This window comes from Cellulomonas sp. P4_A2, assembly GCF_056402515.1.
Genome location: NZ_JBFUHG010000013.1, coordinates 77,277 through 95,258 on the forward strand (window position 1 = coordinate 77,277; position 17,982 = coordinate 95,258).

Annotated in this window: 15 protein-coding genes; 12 read left to right on the forward strand and 3 right to left on the reverse strand. The window is 71.8% G+C overall.

The annotated features are described in order from the left end of the window. Positions 1-216: 216 nt before the first annotated feature. The 7 genes from AC1DUE_RS13815 to AC1DUE_RS13845 all read left to right on the forward strand — a co-directional run bounded on the left by AC1DUE_RS13815 (position 217) and on the right by AC1DUE_RS13845 (position 8,553). Positions 217-1,530: an ABC transporter substrate-binding protein gene (locus tag AC1DUE_RS13815; protein ID WP_477040002.1), complete on the forward strand. Its 1,314-nt coding sequence runs from the start codon at positions 217-219 to the stop codon at positions 1,528-1,530. A gap of 62 nt (positions 1,531-1,592) precedes the next feature. Then, the gene (locus tag AC1DUE_RS13820) at positions 1,593-2,576 is read left to right on the forward strand and encodes a carbohydrate ABC transporter permease (RefSeq protein ID WP_477040003.1); all 984 of its coding nucleotides are present in this window, start codon (positions 1,593-1,595) and stop codon (positions 2,574-2,576) included. Then, complete coding sequence (locus tag AC1DUE_RS13825; protein ID WP_477040004.1) at positions 2,576-3,433, forward strand: carbohydrate ABC transporter permease; 858 nt, start codon at positions 2,576-2,578, stop codon at positions 3,431-3,433. Before AC1DUE_RS13820 ends, AC1DUE_RS13825 begins: the two co-directional genes overlap by 1 nt. A 9-nt stretch (positions 3,434-3,442) precedes the next feature. Beyond that, positions 3,443-5,704, forward strand: a complete 2,262-nt coding sequence (gene yicI / locus AC1DUE_RS13830) for an alpha-xylosidase (protein WP_477040005.1) — start codon at positions 3,443-3,445, stop codon at positions 5,702-5,704. A gap of 169 nt (positions 5,705-5,873) precedes the next feature. Then, positions 5,874-7,313 (forward strand): glycoside hydrolase family 1 protein, encoded by a 1,440-nt coding sequence (locus AC1DUE_RS13835; protein WP_477040006.1) that lies wholly within the window; start codon positions 5,874-5,876, stop codon positions 7,311-7,313. Between the two features lie 137 nt (positions 7,314-7,450). Continuing rightward, on the forward strand, positions 7,451-7,750 hold the full coding sequence (locus AC1DUE_RS13840; protein WP_477040007.1) for a hypothetical protein: 300 nt from the start codon (positions 7,451-7,453) through the stop codon (positions 7,748-7,750). Then, positions 7,747-8,553, forward strand: coding sequence for an HAD-IIB family hydrolase (locus tag AC1DUE_RS13845; RefSeq protein ID WP_477040008.1), 807 nt, complete (start codon positions 7,747-7,749; stop codon positions 8,551-8,553). The genes AC1DUE_RS13840 and AC1DUE_RS13845 overlap by 4 nt, the downstream gene beginning before the upstream one ends. Here AC1DUE_RS13845 and AC1DUE_RS13850 read toward each other — a convergent pair. Further along, positions 8,550-9,182, reverse strand: a complete 633-nt coding sequence (locus AC1DUE_RS13850; RefSeq protein ID WP_477040009.1) for a class I SAM-dependent methyltransferase — start codon at positions 9,180-9,182, stop codon at positions 8,550-8,552. The genes AC1DUE_RS13845 and AC1DUE_RS13850 overlap by 4 nt on opposite strands. A gap of 71 nt (positions 9,183-9,253) precedes the next feature. Here AC1DUE_RS13850 and AC1DUE_RS13855 point away from each other — a divergent pair, with 71 nt between their 5' ends. Both AC1DUE_RS13855 and AC1DUE_RS13860 read left to right on the forward strand, forming a co-directional pair. Then, positions 9,254-10,003, forward strand: a complete 750-nt coding sequence (locus AC1DUE_RS13855; RefSeq protein ID WP_477040010.1) for an alpha/beta hydrolase — start codon at positions 9,254-9,256, stop codon at positions 10,001-10,003. Continuing rightward, entirely contained in the window at positions 10,000-10,728 is a 729-nt protein-coding gene (locus AC1DUE_RS13860; protein ID WP_477040011.1) for an alpha/beta fold hydrolase, read from the forward strand. The genes AC1DUE_RS13855 and AC1DUE_RS13860 overlap by 4 nt, the downstream gene beginning before the upstream one ends. Here AC1DUE_RS13860 and AC1DUE_RS13865 read toward each other — a convergent pair. Together AC1DUE_RS13865 and AC1DUE_RS13870 are read right to left on the reverse strand one after the other, a co-directional pair. Beyond that, positions 10,708-11,166 carry a hypothetical protein gene (locus AC1DUE_RS13865; protein ID WP_477040012.1) on the reverse strand — a complete coding sequence of 153 codons (459 nt, stop codon included), beginning with the start codon at positions 11,164-11,166 and terminating at the stop codon, positions 10,708-10,710. The two genes, AC1DUE_RS13860 and AC1DUE_RS13865, sit on opposite strands and share 21 nt — an antisense overlap. A gap of 39 nt (positions 11,167-11,205) precedes the next feature. Next, positions 11,206-13,347, reverse strand: coding sequence for a coiled-coil domain-containing protein (locus AC1DUE_RS13870; protein WP_477040013.1), 2,142 nt, complete (start codon positions 13,345-13,347; stop codon positions 11,206-11,208). 227 nt (positions 13,348-13,574) lie between these two features. Here AC1DUE_RS13870 and AC1DUE_RS13875 point away from each other — a divergent pair, with 227 nt between their 5' ends. From AC1DUE_RS13875 to AC1DUE_RS13885, 3 genes are all read left to right on the forward strand, one after another. Continuing rightward, positions 13,575-15,332, forward strand: coding sequence for a hypothetical protein (locus AC1DUE_RS13875; protein ID WP_477040014.1), 1,758 nt, complete (start codon positions 13,575-13,577; stop codon positions 15,330-15,332). Continuing rightward, positions 15,329-16,327 carry a DUF8094 domain-containing protein gene (locus AC1DUE_RS13880; protein ID WP_477040015.1) on the forward strand — a complete coding sequence of 333 codons (999 nt, stop codon included), beginning with the start codon at positions 15,329-15,331 and terminating at the stop codon, positions 16,325-16,327. Before AC1DUE_RS13875 ends, AC1DUE_RS13880 begins: the two co-directional genes overlap by 4 nt. Before the next feature lie 64 nt (positions 16,328-16,391). Next, a complete protein-coding gene (locus tag AC1DUE_RS13885) occupies positions 16,392-17,333 on the forward strand; it encodes a co-chaperone YbbN (protein ID WP_477040016.1) in 942 nt (313 codons plus the stop codon). The last annotated feature ends 649 nt before the right edge of the window (positions 17,334-17,982 follow it).

The following is a 17,982-nucleotide window of genomic DNA, read 5'->3' on the forward strand; positions in this document are numbered from 1 at the left end:
CTCGGGGCCGGGCACACCGGCGCCGGGAGAAACCCTAGCGGCATCGCCCCACGTCAGAGCGTAGAAGCGAAGCGCTTCGATTGTCGAGGGCCAATCGTGCACCCAAAGTCCCCGGATGTCCGGTCTGGACATCGCAAATATCACGCGCTAGTTTATCGAAGCGCTTCGACGATCGGACACCATCCGGTCGACATCCACTCGATGAGGAGAACCCGGATGAGGAACAGCACACGGCGATGGGCGGCCGTCGGGACCGCCGCCCTCCTGACCACCACCGCCCTGACCGCCTGCAGCAGCAGCGGCGGCAGCGGGGGCGGCGACTCCGACGAGGACACCCTCACCGTCTGGCACTACGAGTCCGAGGACTCGGCCATGGGCCAGGCCTGGGACAAGGCCATCGAGATCTTCAAGACGGAGCACCCCGGCGTGAAGGTCGACCTCGAGCACCAGACGTTCGAGCAGATCCAGAAGAACGCCAAGATCGTGCTTACCGGCGACGACGTCCCGGACGTCATGGAGTACAACAAGGGCAACGCCACCGCGGGCCAGCTCGCGTCGCAGGGTCTGCTGACGCCGCTCACCGACGTGGCGAAGGAGAAGGGCTGGGACAAGACGCTCTCCGGCTCGCTCGCGACGACGGCCATGTACGACGAGAACGGCCTCATGGGTTCGGGCGACTGGTACGGCGTGCCGAACTACGGCGAGTTCGTCGGCGTCTACCTCAACAAGGACCTGTTCGCGCAGTACGGCATCGAGGTGCCGACGACGTTCGACGGCTTCGAGGCAGCCCTGGCGACCTTCAAGGAGAACGGCGTCACGCCGCTCGCCGAGGCCGGAGCCGAGTACCCGCTCGGTCAGCTCTGGTACGAGCTCGTCCTGCACTACGGGGACCGCGCGCTCGTCGACGACTACCAGCTGTTCAAGAACGACGTCGACTGGCACGGCGACGCGATGACCAAGGCCACCGAGAAGCTCGACGAGTGGGTCAAGAAGGGCTACATCGCGTCCGACGCGGCCGGCCTGACCGCCGAGGACATGGGCGTCTCGTTCATCAACGGCACCTACCCGATCATGGTCTCCGGCTCCTGGTGGTTCGGCCGCCTGGCCGAGGAGATCCAGTTCGACTGGGCCCAGACGAACTTCCCGGAGAACACGCTGCACCCGGGCTCGTCGGGCAACATCTGGGTGGTCCCCCAGAACGCGGACTCCAAGACGCTCGCCGAGGACTTCATCGACATCACGCTGCGCCCCGAGGTGCAGAACGTGCTCGGCGAGAAGGGTGGCCTGCCGGTCGCCGGTGACCCCAGCGCGATCACCGACCCCAAGACGGCCGAGATGACCCAGAACTTCGCGGACATCCTGGCCGACGACGGCCTCGCGTACTACCCGGACTGGCCCGTCGCCGGCTTCTACGACGTGATCGTCAGCCAGCTCCAGTCGCTGGTCAACCAGTCCAAGACGCCCGCCGAGGTGCTCGACGGCCTCAAGGACGCGTACGAGTCCGGCAAGGCCGACCTGCTCGGCGAGTGACCCGACGCGCCCGGGGCGGGCCGAGCACCGGCCCGCCCCTGGCGCCCCACGGAGGACAGACCATGAGCACCGAAGCTCTCGACAGCCGGCCCGCGACCTCGTCGGACAAGACGCCCGAGAACGCCGCGCCGCACGTCCGCAAGAAGAAGCGCCCGACCTGGGTGGCCTACCTGCCCTACCTCGCACCTGGCGCGATCGCGTTCGTCGTGGTCATCGGCATCCCGTTCGCGACGAACATCGCGTACAGCTTCCAGAAGTGGAAGGGCGGGATGGCGCCGCACCACTGGGTGGGGCTCGACAACTACCAGGCTCTGCTGCACGACGAGCAGTTCTGGACGTCGTTCCGGAACTCGATCTCGATGATCGTCGCGATGGTGATCGTGCCGACCGTCATCGGGCTGCTGCTCGCGTCGGTGCTCTTCGACTACCTCGGCAAGAAGTTCGGGTCACGCTCGGCCTCCGTGCTGCGGGCCAGCTACTACCTGCCGCAGATCCTCCCGGTCGCGGTCGCCGGTGTGCTGTGGAACTGGATCCTCAACGCGCAGACGGGCGCGGTCAACGAGGTGCTGCGCTCGCTCGGCCTCGAGAACCCGCCCAACTGGCTCGGGTCGCCGACGACCGCCATGCCGACCGTGATGCTCGTGCTCGTCTGGGTGCAGATCGGCTACCCGGTGGTCATCTTCATGTCCGCCCTGCAGCGCGTGGACCCCGAGCTGTACGAGGCCGCCGAGCTCGACGGCGCCGGCTGGTGGCGCCGCTTCCGCGCGATCACGATCCCGCAGATCAAGCCCGAGACATTCGTCGTCGTGCTCACCTGCACGGTCGCAGCGCTCAAGGTGTTCGGGCCGATCTACGTGCTCACCCGTGGCGGACCGGAGGGGTCGACCCTCGTGCCGAGCTACTACTCGTACCTGAACTTCTTCGACAAGTCGAAGGTCGGCTACGGGGCGGCGGTGGCCAACGTGCTGACCCTCGTCATCGTGATCGCCGCAGGTCTGATCCTCGTCGCGCAGGCGCGAAGCGAGCGCAAGGAAGGTGTGGGCTGATGGCCACCGAGGTCCTCACGAGCGGTGCCCGGCACCGCCGCGGCAAGGCCCGCTGGGTCGTCCTGGTCGGCGCGATCCTCGTCGCCGTCGCGATCCTCCTGCCGTTCCTGATCATGCTGCTCAACGCGTTCAAGTCGCCGCTCGACTACTCGCTGAACGGCCCGCTGAGCCTTCCGCACGAGATCTACACCAAGGGCCTGACGACGTTCTGGAACCGCGTCGACTTCCCGCAGAAGCTGGTCAACTCCATCTGGATCTCGGGCGCGGTCGCCATCCTGGGCACCCTCCTGTCCCTGCTCAACGCCTACGCGATCGGCGTCGGTCGCGTGAAGGGCCGGCTGCTCGTGGTCTCGCTGTTCCTGCTGGCGACGATGCTGCCGCAGGAGGCCCTGATCTACCCGCTGTTCACCATGGCCCAGCAGGTCGGGCTCTCGAACTCGCCGTGGTCGGTGATCATCATCTTCACCGTCATCCAGTCGGCGTTCGGCACCTACCTGCTGGCGTCGGTGCTCGGCACCTTCCCCAAGGCGCTGCTCGAGGCCGCGGCCCTGGACGGCGCGAGCCGGTGGCAGGTGCTGTGGAAGGTCGTCTTCCCCGTCGTGCGCCCGACGCTGTCGGTCCTGATGATCTTCTTCTTCATCTGGACCTGGAACGAGTTCTTCATCCCGCTGGTGATGCTGACGACGAACGACACCCAGACCATCCCGGTCGCGCTCGCGTCGCTGCAGGGCGACCGGATGATGGACGCGCCGACGACGAACGCCGGCGCCCTCGTCTCGCTGCTGCCGGCAGTGCTCTTCTTCCTGATCTTCCAGCGAACCCTGACGCGCGGCGTGACCGCCGGCGCGGTCAAGTAAGGCGTCCCCATGAAGTTCACCAACGGCTACTGGCAGCTCCTCCCAGGCGTTCAGGTGCTGCGTCCGCGCAGCGTCGCCGACGTCGTCGTCGGCGAGGACACGTTGACGGTCTACAGCGCCACCGTGCCCCTGACCTCGCGCGGCGACACCCTGAACCGCCCGCTGGTCACGGTGACGTTCACGTCGCCGATGGACGACGTGATCGGGGTGCGGATCGAGCACCACACCGGGGGCGTGCCCCCGCGGCCCGCCTTCGCGGTGGCTCGGTCGTCGCAGACCGACGTCAAGGTCGTCGCGGACGGTCCGGTCGCGTCGTTGACGTCCGGCGGGCTCACGGCCCGGGTCTCGACGGACGGCGCGTGGAACGTGGACTTCGAGGCGGACGGCCGCGTCCTGACCTCGTCGACCGAGCGCAGCATCGGCGTCGTGACCGACGCCGCCGGCGAGAGGTACGTGCACGAGCAGCTGGGTCTGGGCGTCGACGAGCACGTCTACGGCCTGGGGGAGCGCTTCGGCGCGTTCGTCAAGAACGGTCAGTCCGTCGACATCTGGAACGCCGACGGCGGGACGGCGACCGAGCAGGCGTACAAGAACGTGCCGTTCTACCTCTCCGACGCGGGCTACGGCGTGTTCGTCGACCACCCCGGGCACGTCTCGTTCGAGGTCGGCTCCGAGGCGGTCTCGCGCACGCAGTTCTCGGTGCCGGGGGAGACGCTGCAGTACTACGTGGTGCACGGGCCGTCGCCCAAGGAGGTGCTGCGTCGGTACACCGCGCTCACCGGCCGCCCGGCGCGGGTCCCGGCCTGGTCCTATGGCCTGTGGCTCTCGACATCGTTCACCACGCAGTACGACGAGGCGACGGTCATGTCGTTCGTCGACGGGATGGCCGAGCGCGGGCTGCCCCTGAGCGTCTTCCACTTCGACTGCTTCTGGATGCGCGCGTTCCACTGGACCGACTTCACGTGGGACCCCGCGACCTTCCCGGACCCCGAGGGGCTCCTGGCCCGCCTGCACGAGAAGGACCTCAAGGTCTGCGTCTGGATCAACCCGTACATCGCGCAGCGGTCCCGGCTCTTCGAGGAGGGTCGCGCCGGCGGCTACCTGGTGACGCGCGCGGACGGGTCGGTCTGGCAGACCGACGACTGGCAGGCGGGCATGGCGCTCGTCGACTTCACCAACCCCGACGCGGTCGCCTGGTACCAGGGGCACCTGCGGCACCTGCTGGTCCAAGGGGTCGACGCGTTCAAGACCGACTTCGGCGAGCGCATCCCGACGGACGTGCGCTGGCACGACGGCTCCGACCCCGAGCGGATGCACAACTACTACACGCACCTCTACAACCGCGCGGTGTTCGAGGTGCTCGAGGCCGAGCGCGGCGAGGGCGAGGCGGTGCTGTTTGCACGGTCGGCGACCGCGGGCGGCCAGCAGTTCCCCGTGCACTGGGGCGGCGACTGCGAGTCGACGTTCGTCTCGATGGCCGAGTCGCTGCGCGGCGGGCTGTCGCTCGCGTCGTCGGGCTTCGGGTACTGGAGCCACGACATCGGCGGCTTCGAGGGCACTCCCGACGCAGCCGTGTTCAAGCGCTGGCTGGCGTTCGGCCTGCTGTCGTCGCACAGCCGGCTGCACGGCTCGGACTCCTACCGGGTGCCGTGGGCGTTCGACGAGGAGGCCGTCGACGTCGCGCGCCTGTTCACCCGGCTCAAGCTCTCCCTCATGCCCTACCTGGGACGGCTCGGCGAGGACGCGCACGAGCACGGCCTCCCCGTGATGCGCCCGATGGTCCTGGAGTTCCCCGACGACCCCGGTGCGGCGACCGTCGCGACGCAGTACATGCTCGGCGAGAGCCTGCTGGTGGCGCCGGTGTTCACGGCCGACGGCCAGGTGAACGTGTACGTGCCGGAGGGGGTGTGGACCTCGCTGCTCACGGGCGAGCAGGTCACCGGCCCCCGCTGGTACGCCGAGACGCACGACTTCCTGTCGCTGCCCGTCTACGTCCGCCCGGACACCGTCCTGCCGGTCGGCGCCCGCGAGGACCGGCCGGACTACGCGTGGGCCGACGGGGTCACGCTGCGCCTGTTCGAGCTCGCCGACGGCCACCGCTCGGTGACCGCGATCCCGTCGTCGGCCGGTGGGGAGCCGACGACGTTCGTCGTGACCCGCACCGGTTCCTCGGTGCGCGTCGTCGCCCGGAACGCGCCGGGGCCCTGGCGCGTCCAGGTCGGCGGCGAGGTCCGCGAGGTCGAGGGCGAGGAGGTCGAGCTCGCGCTCTGAGCGTGTCTCTGCGCCGGCGCGCAGGGCCCGTTGCGGGAGCGCTCCCACCTGACGTATCGTAACGTTTCGACGCCACGCTCGAGGCCTATGGTCGAGGAACGCGCAGACAAGGAAGTCGCGATCCGTGCCAGCCGCCGACAACATCCCGCCCGACCGAAGGACCCAGCACATGACGACCTCGCGACCGTCCGGACGCGCCTTTCCCGCCGACTTCCTGTGGGGATCCGCCACCGCGTCCTACCAGATCGAGGGCGCAGCCGACGAGGGCGGCCGCGCGCCGTCCATCTGGGACACGTTCTCCCGCACCCCCGGCAAGGTCCAGGACGGGGACACCGGCGACGTCGCGGTCGACCACTTCCACAAGGTCCCGCAGGACGTCGCGATGATGGCCGACCTCGGCCTGCAGGCGTACCGGTTCTCGATCTCGTGGTCCCGCGTGCAGCCGACCGGCTCCGGCGAGTTCAACCAGGCCGGCATCGACTTCTACTCCGACCTCGTCGACAGGCTCCTCGCGGCGGGGATCAAGCCCGTCGCCACGCTGTACCACTGGGACCTGCCGCAGGCTCTCGAGGACGAGGGCGGTTGGACCAACCGGCAGACCGCCGTCCTGTTCGGGGAGTACGCCCGCAAGATGGCCGAGGAGCTGGGCGAGCGGATCCACCTGTGGACCACCCTGAACGAGCCGTGGTGCTCGGCCTACCTGGGCTACGCCTCGGGCGTGCACGCACCGGGCCGCACCGACGACGTCGCCGCGCTCCGCGCGGTGCACCACCTGAACCTCGCGCACGGCCTCGCCGGTCGCGCGGTCAAGGACGTGCTCGGCCAGGACACGCCCGTCTCGGTCACGCTGAACCTGCACGTCACGCGCGCAGCGACGGACTCCCCGGAGGACGTGGAGGCCAAGCGTGTCGTCGACACCATCGCGAACGAGGTGTTCCTGCGCCCGATGCTCGACGGCGAGTACCCCAAGGAGGTCTTCGCCGACACTGAGCACCTGACCGACTGGTCGTTCGTGCAGGACGAGGACCTCGAGATCATCCAGGTACCGCTCTCTCTGCTCGGCATCAACTACTACTCGACCGGGCGGGTCCGCTGGGGCACGCCCGAGGTCGGCGACGGCGGACCCGGCCCCGACGGGCACCGCTCCTCTGCTCACAGCCCGTGGGTTGGTGCGACGAACGTCGAGTTCCTCCCGCAGCCCGGTCCGCACACGGCGATGGGCTGGAACATCGAGCCCCAGGGCCTCGTCGACCTGCTCCTCGAGATGCACGAGCGCTACCCGACGCTTCCCCTCGCGATCACCGAGAACGGCGCCGCGTTCGAGGACGTGCTCACCCCTGACGGCCACGTGCACGACGCCGACCGGGTGGCCTACCTGCACGACCACATCGACGCGGTCGGCGAGGCCATCGAGCGCGGCGTCGACGTCCGGGGCTACTTCGTCTGGTCGCTCATGGACAACTTCGAGTGGTCCTACGGCTACTCCAAGCGCTTCGGCGTGGTCCGCGTGGACTACGACACGCTCGAGCGCACCGTCAAGGACTCGGGCCACTGGTACCGCGAGCTCGTCGCCACCAACGCCGTCCCGGCCCCCACGGCCCGCCTCTAGCACCACCCGAGACGTCCGCACCCGAGGTCGGGAGCCCTCCGGGTGCGGACGTCCGGCTCTCCGCACGACGTCCGAGCAGATGAGGCCCCTGGCCACCCTCTGCTCGGACGTCGGCGTTTCTAGGGGAGGATGAGGGCGTGGGACGACGATCGACGAAGCGGCCGTACGGCGCCGAGCACGTCGAGCTCGACCTCGACCGCGCGACCGCGGGCCGCACGAGCGAGACCGGTGCCGACGGGGAGTGGACGGTCCAGCGCGTCCGCGGGTCCGACCGCGAGTACCGCTGCCCGGGCTGCGACCAGCTGATCGTCGCCGGCACCGCGCACGTCGTCGCCTGGCGCACGGACGGGCTGTTCGGCGAGGCGGTCGACGACCGCCGTCACTGGCACACGTCCTGCTGGCAGGCTCGTGGCCGCCGCGGCCCGACGCGCCGATGACCGCGCCCCGCCTGATCGCCACCGACCTGGACGGCACGCTGCTCCGCGACGACGGCACGGTGTCCGCCCGGACCGCCGCGGCCCTGCGTGCGGCCGCCGAGGCGGGGATCGAGGTCGTCTTCGTGACCGCGCGACCTCCGCGCTGGCTGGCGGGTCTGACCGAGCACGTGGCCGGCCACGGGGTCGCCATCTGCGCGAACGGGGCTGCGGTGATCGACGTCGCGACGCGCGAGGTGCTGGCCGAGCACGGGATGCCCGCGGACCTCGTCGCGACGATCGTCGGACGCATCCGCGACGCATGGCCGGACGCCGTGTTCGCGACCGAGACCGCTCAGGGCTTCGCGCACGAGACGCGGTTCCGGTCGTCCCACGAGATCCCGGACGGCAGCCCGGTGGCCGACCTCGTCGAGGACGTCCTGACCGCCTCGACGTTCAAGCTCCTGGTCCGGAGCCCGGCCCGACCGCTGGGCACCTTCGCGGACGACCTCGCGGCCGTCGTCGGCGACCTCGCGATCGTCGCCGACTCGGGCGCGTCCGGGCTCGGCGAGATCTCCGGCCCGGGGGTCACCAAGTCGGCGACGCTGGAACGGTGGGCCGCGGACCGCGGGATCGGCGCGGCCGAGGTCTGGGCCATGGGCGACGCACCGAACGACCTGTCGATGCTGACCTGGGCGGGCGCGTCGTTCGCGGTCGCCAACGCCCACCCGAGCGTCCTCGCGGCTGCCACCCACCGCTGCGCCGCCAACACCGACGACGGCCCCGCCGACGTCCTGGACCTCGCGGTCGCGCAGGCGGTCGGCTAGGCCCGGCGCACCGCCACCAGCACGGCGTCGCGGATCTCGACGGGCTCGCCGTCGGTGCCCGCGACCGTGCGCGACGGCGAGGTCGCGGTCACGTCCCACCGGTCGGGGTCGAGGGTCACGCCGACATCCTCCGCGGTGAACAGCAGGTCCGCGCGGTCGGGGCGCTGGATCTTCGTCGACCCGTGGTCGGAGGGGTGGTGCCCGACGACGAGCAGGGTGCCCCCGGGCCGGACGGCGGCGGCCAGCCGGCGGTGCAAGGAGCGCAGCGCGTCCGACGGCAGGTGCATGAACTGGGCGGAGACCAGGTCGAAGCGGTCGACGCCGGGCTCCCAGGTCAGGACGTCGCGCAGCTCCCAGCTGATCGGCAGCGGACCGGCGATCGCTGCGGAGCGGTCGAGCGCGACCTGGGAGATGTCGATCGCGGTCACGTCCCAGCCGTGGGAGGCCAGCCAGATGGCGTCGGCCCCCTCGCCCGACCCCACGTCCAGCGCGGTCCCGGGGCTCAACGGCGAGGCGACGGAGACCAGGTGCGGGTTCGGGTCGCCGCTCCAGATGCGGTCGGCGGAGCTGTACCGCTCGTCCCAGAACTCGGGCGTGTACAGGATCTCGGGGTGCTCGTCGTGGCTCACGTCCTGCATCTTGCCTCCTGCGCCCAGGTCCGCCTGCACCGTGTTGCCGAACCGGCAATAGGCTCGTCGTGATGAGTACCGAAGCGCACCCCATCCGTTCCCTGACGGTCCTTCCCGCGCACCGCGAGGACGTCGAGCTGCACACCGCGGACGGGCTGACGCTCGTCGGCGAGCTGGCGGTCCCGGCGCACGACCCGCCCGTCGCGACCCTCGTGACCCTGCACCCGCTGCCCACCCACGGCGGCTACATGGACTCGCACATCTACCGCAAGGCGGCCTGGCGGCTGCCGGCGATGGCGGACCTGGCCGTCCTGAGGTTCAACACCCGGGGCACGACGAGCTCGCGGGGAACCAGCGCAGGTGCCTTCGACGGCGGGGTGGCAGAGCAGTACGACGTCGCCGCGGCCATCGAGTTCGTCGAGTTCCACGACCTGCCGCGGCCCTGGCTGGTCGGCTGGTCGTTCGGCACGGAGCTCGTCCTCATGCACGGCCGCGACCCCGCGATCGAGGGCGCGATCCTGCTCTCGCCCCCGCTGCACCGCGCGACGGACACCGACCTCGACGCCTGGGCGGCGTTCGGCAAGCCGCTGGTCGTCCTTGTCCCGGAGCTCGACGACTACCTGCGTCCCGACGAGGCCCGCGAGCGCTTCGCGCGCGTCCCGCAGGCCGAGGTGATCGGCGTCGAGGGCGCCAAGCACCTGTGGGTGGGGGAGTCGGCGGTGCGACGTGTCCTGGACGAGATCGTCGGCCACGTCCTGCCCGACCACCCGCTGCCCCTGCCCACGCACTGGGCGGGCGAGACCGTGGAGGCCAGCGCATGACCCCGCTCCTGCTCCTGCACGCGTTCCCGCTCGACCACCGCATGTGGGACGGCGTCGAGGCGCTGCTCACGGGCTTCCCGCGCGTCTTCGCGCCGGACCTGCCCGGCGACCTCGTCCACCAGGAGCCGTCGCTCGACGCCGTCGCCGACGCCGCCGCCGAGCAGCTGCGCGCGGCCGGGATCGACCGGGTTCTCGTCGGTGGCCTGTCGATGGGCGGCTACATCGCGCTCGCGCTGCTCGAGCGCCACCCGGACCTCGTCGCGGGGCTCGCCCTGATCGACACCAAGTCGACCGCCGACGCGCCGGAGGCGCACGCGAACCGCCTTCGTGTCGCCGACGAGGCCGAGGCGTCGGGCACGGTCGACGTCGTGCGCCCCATGAGCGGCGTGCTGCTCGGCGAGACCACGCGGGCTGTGCGCCCCGAGGTGACCGCGACGGTCGACGGCTGGATCGGCGAGCAGGACCCGGCGGCTGTCGCCTGGTGCCAGCGGGCGATGGCGGCCCGCCCCGACCGCACGGCGGTCCTGCGGGCCTTCGACGGACCCGTCATCGTCGTCGTCGGCGACGAGGACACCGTCACCCCCGTGGCCGCCGCCGAGCACATGGCCGACGCGGCACCGCAGGCGCGTCTGATCGTCGTCCCGCGGGCCGGGCACCTGACCGCGATCGAGGACCCCGCCGCCGTGGCGGACGCGCTCGGAGCGCTACTTGCCCAGCAGGCGTGAGAGCGCCGCGGACAGGTCGATCGACTCGCCGTCCTTGCCGCCCGCGCCGAGCACGAGCGTCGGCTCCGAGGGAACCGGCGTCACGCCCTTGAACCGCGCGGACAGGCTGCCGGGCACCGTCAGGATGTAGAAGTTCCCGGCGGTGTCGATCGCGACCGTCTCGTCCTTGCGCAGGTACCAGCCGGTCAGCGGCGTCTTGTACCGAGTCCCGCCGTCGTAGCTGCGCGCCCGGAGCTCGACGGGCTGCGGACCGAACCGCTGACCGTTCACGCGGCGCAGGAACGACGCGATCTGCGCACGTGCGGCGGCAGCCTCGGCCGCCTGGCGCGTGGCCAGCACCTCTTCGTGCGCTGCAGCGGTCGCCCGCTGCTGCTCACGCCAGGTGGCCGCCGCGTTGTCAGCGGGCGCGCTGGGGTTCGAAGGGGTCTGCTCGGACAACGGTCGGTCTCCGGTCTGTGAGTACGCGGCGCTGCAGTCTCAGCGGGTCGGCGCGGGCGCGTCGTCCTTGCCAGAAGTGTGCTGGTCGTGAGACTCGGAGTCCGTGGACGCGTCCGACTTCACCTCAGGAGTCACCTGTTCGGGTGAACCGTCGTCGGACGGACCGCCCTGCGCCGGCACGTCGGGAGCGGGGTTCGACGACGCCGCGGCCGCTGCCGCCGAGACCGGGGCCGGCCGCGACTTGGACGGCCGGGCCGCCGGTCGCGCGGGCTTGGTGGACGGCTTGTCGTCCTTGGCCTCGGCCTTCTTCTGCTCCTCCTCGAACGCGGCCTCGGCGCGCGACGCCCGCTCGAGCGTGGCGCGGTCCGGGTTGTGCCCGAGCAGGTTGCGCAGCTCGTCCAGGTAGGACGTGATCGACTCGCGCTGGCGGTTGAGGTCCTCGACCTGACGCGCGGCGGACGTCCGCTCGCGCTCCGACTCGGTCATGGCGTCCGAGATCTGCTTCTCGGCGTGCTCGCGAGCCTCCGCGACCACCCGGTCCGCGTTCTTGCGCGCGTTGGAGAGGAGCTCCTTGGCGTGCGTCTCCGCGTCGGTGCGGACCTTGTCGCCCTGCGCGAGCGCCTTGGCCACCCGCTGCTCGGCCTCGGACGCGTGCGCCTCGGCGTCACGCACGAGGCGCTCGGTGTCGGCGCGGGCCGTCTCGTGACGCTCGGCGTCCTCCCGCTCGGCGGCCTCGCGACGCGACGCGATCGACAGCTCGGCGTCCGCGAGCTGCTGCTCGGCGGAGCGCACGAGCTCGTCCGCGTTGGTCTTGGCGTTCGTCGTGAGCTCTGCCGCGGCGCGACGAGCCTCGGTGAGCGCCCGCTCGACCTCGAGGCGCGTGCGCTCCCGGAGCTCGGCCGTCTCGCGATCGGTCGAGGCGCGCAGCTCGGCGGTCTCGCGGTGCGTGACCTCCTGCAGCTCCTGCGCCTCACGGTGGGTCACGTCGCGCAGGTTGCTGGTCTCCTGGGCGGCCCGTTCGCGCAGCTCGGTCGTCTCGCGCTCGGCGGTCGCCCGCAGGTCGGCGGCGTACCGCTCCGCGTCGCCACGCAGCGCGACGACGGCCTGCTGGGTCTCGGTGCGGAAGGCGGTCATCTCGTCGGCGGCCGCGGCGCGCAGCTCGCTCGTCTCGCGCTCGGCCTGCGCCCGCACGAACGCGGAGTACTGCTCGGCCTCGACCCGCAGTGCGGCGACCTCGGCCGCGACGCGCTGCTGGAGCGCCGCGCCGTCCCGCTCGGCGCCGGCGCGGACGCCGTCCGCGTACTCCTGGGTCTGCAGACGCAGCGACGTGACCTCCTCGGCGGCCTGCTGGCGCAGGGCCGCGACCTCGGCGGCCGCGTCCGAACGCTGCTGCGCGACGTAGCGGTCGACGTCGGCGCGCTGCGTCGCGAGCTCGGTCTCGACGCGCTGCCGGAGCTCGGTGGTGTCGGCGTCGGCGCTCTGGCGCAGGTCCTGCGCGTAGTGCTCGGCGTCCTCGCGCTGCGCGGTGGTCTCGGCCTCGCTGCGCGCACGCAGCTCGCTGGCGGTCCGCTCCGTCGCGATCCGCAGCTGCGTGGCCTCGTGCTCGACGCTGGCGCGCAGCGTGCCGAGCTCGCGCTCCAGCGAGCTGCGACGCTCGCTCTCCTCGGTCGTGATCGCGCTCTGGATGCGCGCGGCCTCGCGCTCGGCCGACCCGACGAGCTCCTCGGCCCGGCGCTGGGCGGCCGTGAGCGTGCTCTCGGCCTCGGAGGCGGCCGTCGTCTTGACCTCGTCGGCCTCGCGACGAGCGGTCGCGATGAGCTCGGCGACCTCGTTCTCGGCGCGGGCACGCAGCTGGCCCGACGACAGCTTCGCGCGGGCCAGGGCGTCGGCGGCCTGGGCGTTCGCCTGCGTCACGACGTCCGAGGACTGCTCCTCGGCGGAGCGCAGCAGCTGCTCGATCCGCGAGCCGAGCCCGGAGTACGTGGGGCGCTCGGCCTCGCGCAGCTGACGGTGCGCCTCGGACAGCTCGCCGGCCACCTGCATGGCCCGTCCGTCGAGCTGCTCGACCTGGGCGCGCGCGTCCGCGAGGGCCTTCTCGAGATCGGTGAGTCGAGCGTCGACGGCTTCGCGTTCGTATCCGCGGAAGTTGACGACGGGGAAGGGGGTCCGGGCGTCGGGCACGAGCGATCCTCCTGGGCACTGTGACTCCGGGGAGCCGCCTCGGTCGAGACGCTCTGTGACAACCGGAGCCCGCGCCAACGATACGCGTCTTCACTCGCCCGTGGTCAGCACGGATGCGTGCAGTCATGCTCCCGGCCCAGGCGCCGGGCGCCGTCGGAAGTGCCCCGGTTCGGTCGTGACGTGCTGCTCTGCCTATCCTGGGGCTTCTCGTCCCTGGAGGATCCTGCGTGGTGAAGCGACTGATCATCGCCGCCGTCGGCGTCGTCGGACTGGTCGTCATCGGTCTCGGCGTGGCCTCGGCGACGGTGTGGAGGGCCGACGACATCCTCGTCGCCGGGACCTCGGACGGACCCCACACGCTGGTGACCGAGCCGGGGGTGCTCGAGCTCGGCGGCGATCCCGTCACCGTCAAGGTCACGGTTCCCGACAAGGGTCAGGTGACCCTCGCGATCGGTCGCGACACCGACGTCGAGGGCTGGGTCGGCACCGAGGCGTACGGACAGGTCACCGGGCTGGACAGCTGGCACGAGCTCGCGGTGACCGGCGTCGAGGACACGACCCCCGAACCCTCGCCGGAGGCCACCGCGTCGGACCCCGCCGCCGCCGCGCCGGCCCCGACGCCGACCCCCACCCCCGACGCCGAGGCGGACTCGGCGACGGCCACCGATCCCGCCGGGTCGGACCTCTGGGTCGCCCAGTCGACCGGCAAGGGGTCGGCATCGCTCGAGTGGCCGCAGCAGGAAGGGCGCTGGAGCCTCATCGCCGTGAGCACGGGCAAGTCCGCGCCGAACCTGACGCTGGCGTGGCCCCGCGAGGTGACCACACCGTGGCTGTGGCCCGCCGTGGTCGGCGGCCTGGTGCTCGTCCTGCTCTCGGGCTGGCTCCTGTTCCGGGACGTCTACCGGCACCGCAAGGGTCTCGACGAGGAGTGGCACCCGGTCACCACCGGCGCGATCCCCGCGGTCCTGGCCGAGGACGTCGACGCGATCCCGGTGCTCACGCGGCGCCAGATGCGTGAGGCCGCCGCGGCTCGTGGTGCGCGGCCCGCCCCGCGCACCGGCCAGGTGCCCCAGGTGTCGCCCCCGCTCGACGACGCGGAGGTCCGCACCGCGACCACGCCCGTCGACGGACCGCCGACGAGTCGCCGCGCGTTGCGCAGCGGCTCGCCCCAGACCTCGCCGACCGCGGTCGTCCCTGCGGCGTCCGATGCTGACCCGACGGCGTCGGCCGCGCGGGCCTCCTCGGCCACCCCGACCCCGACGGCACCTGCGTCGGGCAGCTGGACGCCCGCGCCCCGTCCGACGGGGACGCCTTCAGGCTCGCCGGTCGGGGCTCCCGCGGGTTCGCCGGTCGGGCCTGCCGCAGGTTCGCCGGCTGGGCCTGCCTCCGGTTCGCCGGCTGGGCCCGCCTCCGGTTCGCCGACTGGCCCCGCCTCCGGTTCGCCGTCCGGCCCTGCCTCGGGCACGCGGGTCGGGGCTCCCGCGAACGGTTCGACACCGACCGACGCCGAAGTTGCCCACGACCGCCGTCCGTCCTGGCTGAGCACCCCGACCGGTGCGACGCCCGCGACGGGTCCCGCGGCGCCCGCGCAGGGCGCGTCCGCAACCCCGGTCGCCCCGTCGGCGAAGGTCCCGCCTCCGCCGGTGGGTCCCGTCGTGCCCGGTACCGCCATCTCGTCGCCCGGCAAGACGGCACCCGCGCCGACCTCCGGACCGGGATCGGTCCGCGGGGCCGCCGCCTGGGCCACGGTCACGGCGCCCACCCCCGAGGTGCGGTCGGCCGAGACCGACCCGCACGCGGGCCGCCCGGCGTGGCTGGCCACGACGACACCCGAGGCACCGCAGGAACCGGCCGCCGGCGGATCGCGGGCAGACGCCTGGCGCCGTGCCTGGGGTCTGCCCCCGACCGAGGGGGAGTCGACCTCGGCCTCTGCCTCGACCTCGACCGAGAACGACCAGACCGACGAGCAGGAGGACGGTCGATGATCCGCCGCCCGCGCCGCCGCGCCGCCGTCCTCGCCGTGACCGCCCTGTTCGCGCTCGCGGCGTGCGCGGAACCGCTGCCGCAACCCGCACCCGCACCGGTCCCCGCGGTCGCCCCGCCGGCGACGACGGTCGGGCAGTCGGACAACGTGCTGGGCGACCTGGGGGAGGTGCTCGCGGCGGGTGACGCGGCTCTCGACCCCGCGCTCCTGCAGCCGCGCGTCTCGGGTCCCGCGCTCGCCATCCGCGCCGCGGAGTACATCCGCGCCAAGGCGACGGCCAACGCGAAGCCGCCGACGGTGATCCCGACCAAGGCGCAGGCGCTGATCCTGCCGCAGACGGACGCGTGGCCGCGGACGCAGCTGGTGGTGACCGAGCAGCCGGACGACCTGCAGGCGCCGCGCATCCTCGTGCTCCAGCAGAACGCGCCGCGCGACCAGTACCACCTGTGGGGCTGGGGCCGGATGGGCCAGGGGATCCAGATGCCTCTGACCGCTGCCCCGGAGACCGGCAGCGCGGTGCTCGCCGCGGACGCGACGGGTCTCGTCGCCACCCCGACGGACGCCATCGCGCAGTACTGCGACGTGCTCGCCAACGGCACGGCTTCCCCGTACGCAGCGGCGTTCGCACCGGACGCGTTCCGGACGGGCATCGAGGCGGCCCGCGCGACGACCGCCGCAGGGGTCAACACCGCCGGGACGGCGACCGAGACCTACACGCCCGCCCCCGCGCCGATGACCAGCCTCGCGACCGTGGACGGCGGCGCGATCGTCGTCAGCGAGGTCACCACCGTGTCCACCGTGCTGCTCACGGCGGGCGGCACCGTCCGGATCGACGACCCGTTCTACGCCGCCCTCACCGGGAAGCCCTCGGCGTCGGCCAGCTTCGTCCGCACGTTCACCGACGTCGTGATCATGTACGTCCCCCCGGCCGGCAGCACGGGCCTCATGCAGGTCCTGGCCGCCGAGCACGCCATCACCGCGGTGACCGCGGACTGAGTTTTCGGGCACTCTGTGTCCAGGCCCTCGCACTCCTCCCGACCCGCACGAAGGACCACGTCGCATGTCCCAGCCCACCGGACCCCGCCCCCGCCTCGACGTACGCGGTGCGATCGACCTGTCCTCGCTCGCGCGTCCGGCCACGCCGCCGCCGGGCGCCCCGGGCGGGCTGCCCGCTCCGGGCGCCTACGTCGTCGACGTGGACCAGGCCACCTTCCCGGCGCTCGTGCAGAGCTCGACCGGGCATCCCGTCGTGGTCGTGCTGTGGGCGGCGTGGAGCGAGGTCAGCACCGCGGTCGCGGCCGACCTCGCCGCGCTCGCCGACGAGGACGCGGGCCGGTGGCTGCTCGCGCGGATCGACGCCGACGCCAACCCGCAGATCGCCCAGGCGTTCCAGGCGCAGTCGGTGCCGACCGTCGTGGCCGTCCTGGCCGGCCAGCCGCTGCCGCTGTTCCAGGGCGCATACCCGCGCGACCAGGTGCGCGAGGTGCTGGACCAGGTGCTCGCCGCGGCCGAGGCCAACGGGATCACGGGCCGGGTCGCGCCGAACGTCCCGGGAGCCGACGCCCCCGAGGCCGAGCCCGAGCCGGAGCTGCCGCCGTTGCACCAGGCCGCGTACGACGCGATCGAGCGTGACGACCTCGACGCCGCCCGCGCCGCGTACGAGCAGGCGATCAAGGAGGACCCGCGCGACGCGCTCGCCCGGGCCGGCCTCGCCCAGGTCGGACTGCTCGACCGCACCCGGGATGCGGACCTCCAGGCGGCACGCACCGCGGCGGCCGCCGACCCCAAGGACGTCGACGCGCAGCTGGCGGTCGCGGACCTCGACATCCTCGGTGGAAAGGTCGATGACGCCTTCGGGCGGCTCGTCGACCTGCTCCGCACGACGTTCGGTCCCGACCGCGAACGCATCCGCCTGCGCCTCGTCGACCTGTTCGAGGTCATCGGCTCCGACGACCCCCGGGTCGTCGCCGCGCGGCGGGCCATGGCAAACGCGCTCTACTGAGACGTTTGTGCAGGTCAGGGCACTGAAGGGCGTGGTGATCCGCGTCACGCGACCGTGATTTGCCCTCCGGCCGCTCTGCCCGTACTGTTCTCGACGTCGCCCGGCAGGGAGGAACGGACACCGAGGATCGAACCTCGATGGCTGGTCCCCCGGACGACACCCCCGGAAGCCCCGACCGACGATCACATCGCCGGTCATCGGGAGCGTCCGGGAAGTGGAGCTCCGACTCCTCAACCCGATGAGCTGAAGCTTGGATCTGGTCTCGATCAGGTCTGGGACGAAGTTTGACGGGGAGGGTCAACTCCGCTAAGTTAGAACGGTTGCCTCCGGCCAGGTTGAAGGACCTGAATGGATGCGCGTCTGTTCCTTGAGAACTCAACAGTGTGCCAAATAGTCGATGCCATATGGCTTGCTATCTGAGATGTTCTGGGCCGGTGGTCTGGGGTGTTGATGGTGGTGGGTCTTGGTTGAGATGGGTGTCGTTCTTCTACCTCCGTGGAAGGCGATGCCACATACAGCCGAATCTGATTGGTTCGCCGGGTTGAACCGGTGGGACCGTTTCGTTTTGTCGGTTGCTTCAGCGCTTTGGTGTTGGGGTGCCATGTAGACATTTACGGAGAGTTTGATTCTGGCTCAGGACGAACGCTGG

Bases quoted from the DNA above. Each gene is read 5' to 3' on its own strand.
- AC1DUE_RS13815 (WP_477040002.1), top strand. From the start codon at position 217: ATGAGGAACAGCACACGGCGATGGGCGGCCGTCGGGACCGCCGCCCTC.
- AC1DUE_RS13820 (WP_477040003.1), top strand. From the start codon at position 1,593: ATGAGCACCGAAGCTCTCGACAGCCGGCCCGCGACCTCGTCGGACAAG.
- AC1DUE_RS13825 (WP_477040004.1), top strand. From the start codon at position 2,576: ATGGCCACCGAGGTCCTCACGAGCGGTGCCCGGCACCGCCGCGGCAAG.
- yicI (WP_477040005.1), top strand. From the start codon at position 3,443: ATGAAGTTCACCAACGGCTACTGGCAGCTCCTCCCAGGCGTTCAGGTG.
- AC1DUE_RS13835 (WP_477040006.1), top strand. From the start codon at position 5,874: ATGACGACCTCGCGACCGTCCGGACGCGCCTTTCCCGCCGACTTCCTG.
- AC1DUE_RS13845 (WP_477040008.1), top strand. From the start codon at position 7,747: ATGACCGCGCCCCGCCTGATCGCCACCGACCTGGACGGCACGCTGCTC.
- AC1DUE_RS13855 (WP_477040010.1), top strand. From the start codon at position 9,254: ATGAGTACCGAAGCGCACCCCATCCGTTCCCTGACGGTCCTTCCCGCG.
- AC1DUE_RS13860 (WP_477040011.1), top strand. From the start codon at position 10,000: ATGACCCCGCTCCTGCTCCTGCACGCGTTCCCGCTCGACCACCGCATG.
- AC1DUE_RS13880 (WP_477040015.1), top strand. From the start codon at position 15,329: ATGATCCGCCGCCCGCGCCGCCGCGCCGCCGTCCTCGCCGTGACCGCC.
- AC1DUE_RS13885 (WP_477040016.1), top strand. From the start codon at position 16,392: ATGTCCCAGCCCACCGGACCCCGCCCCCGCCTCGACGTACGCGGTGCG.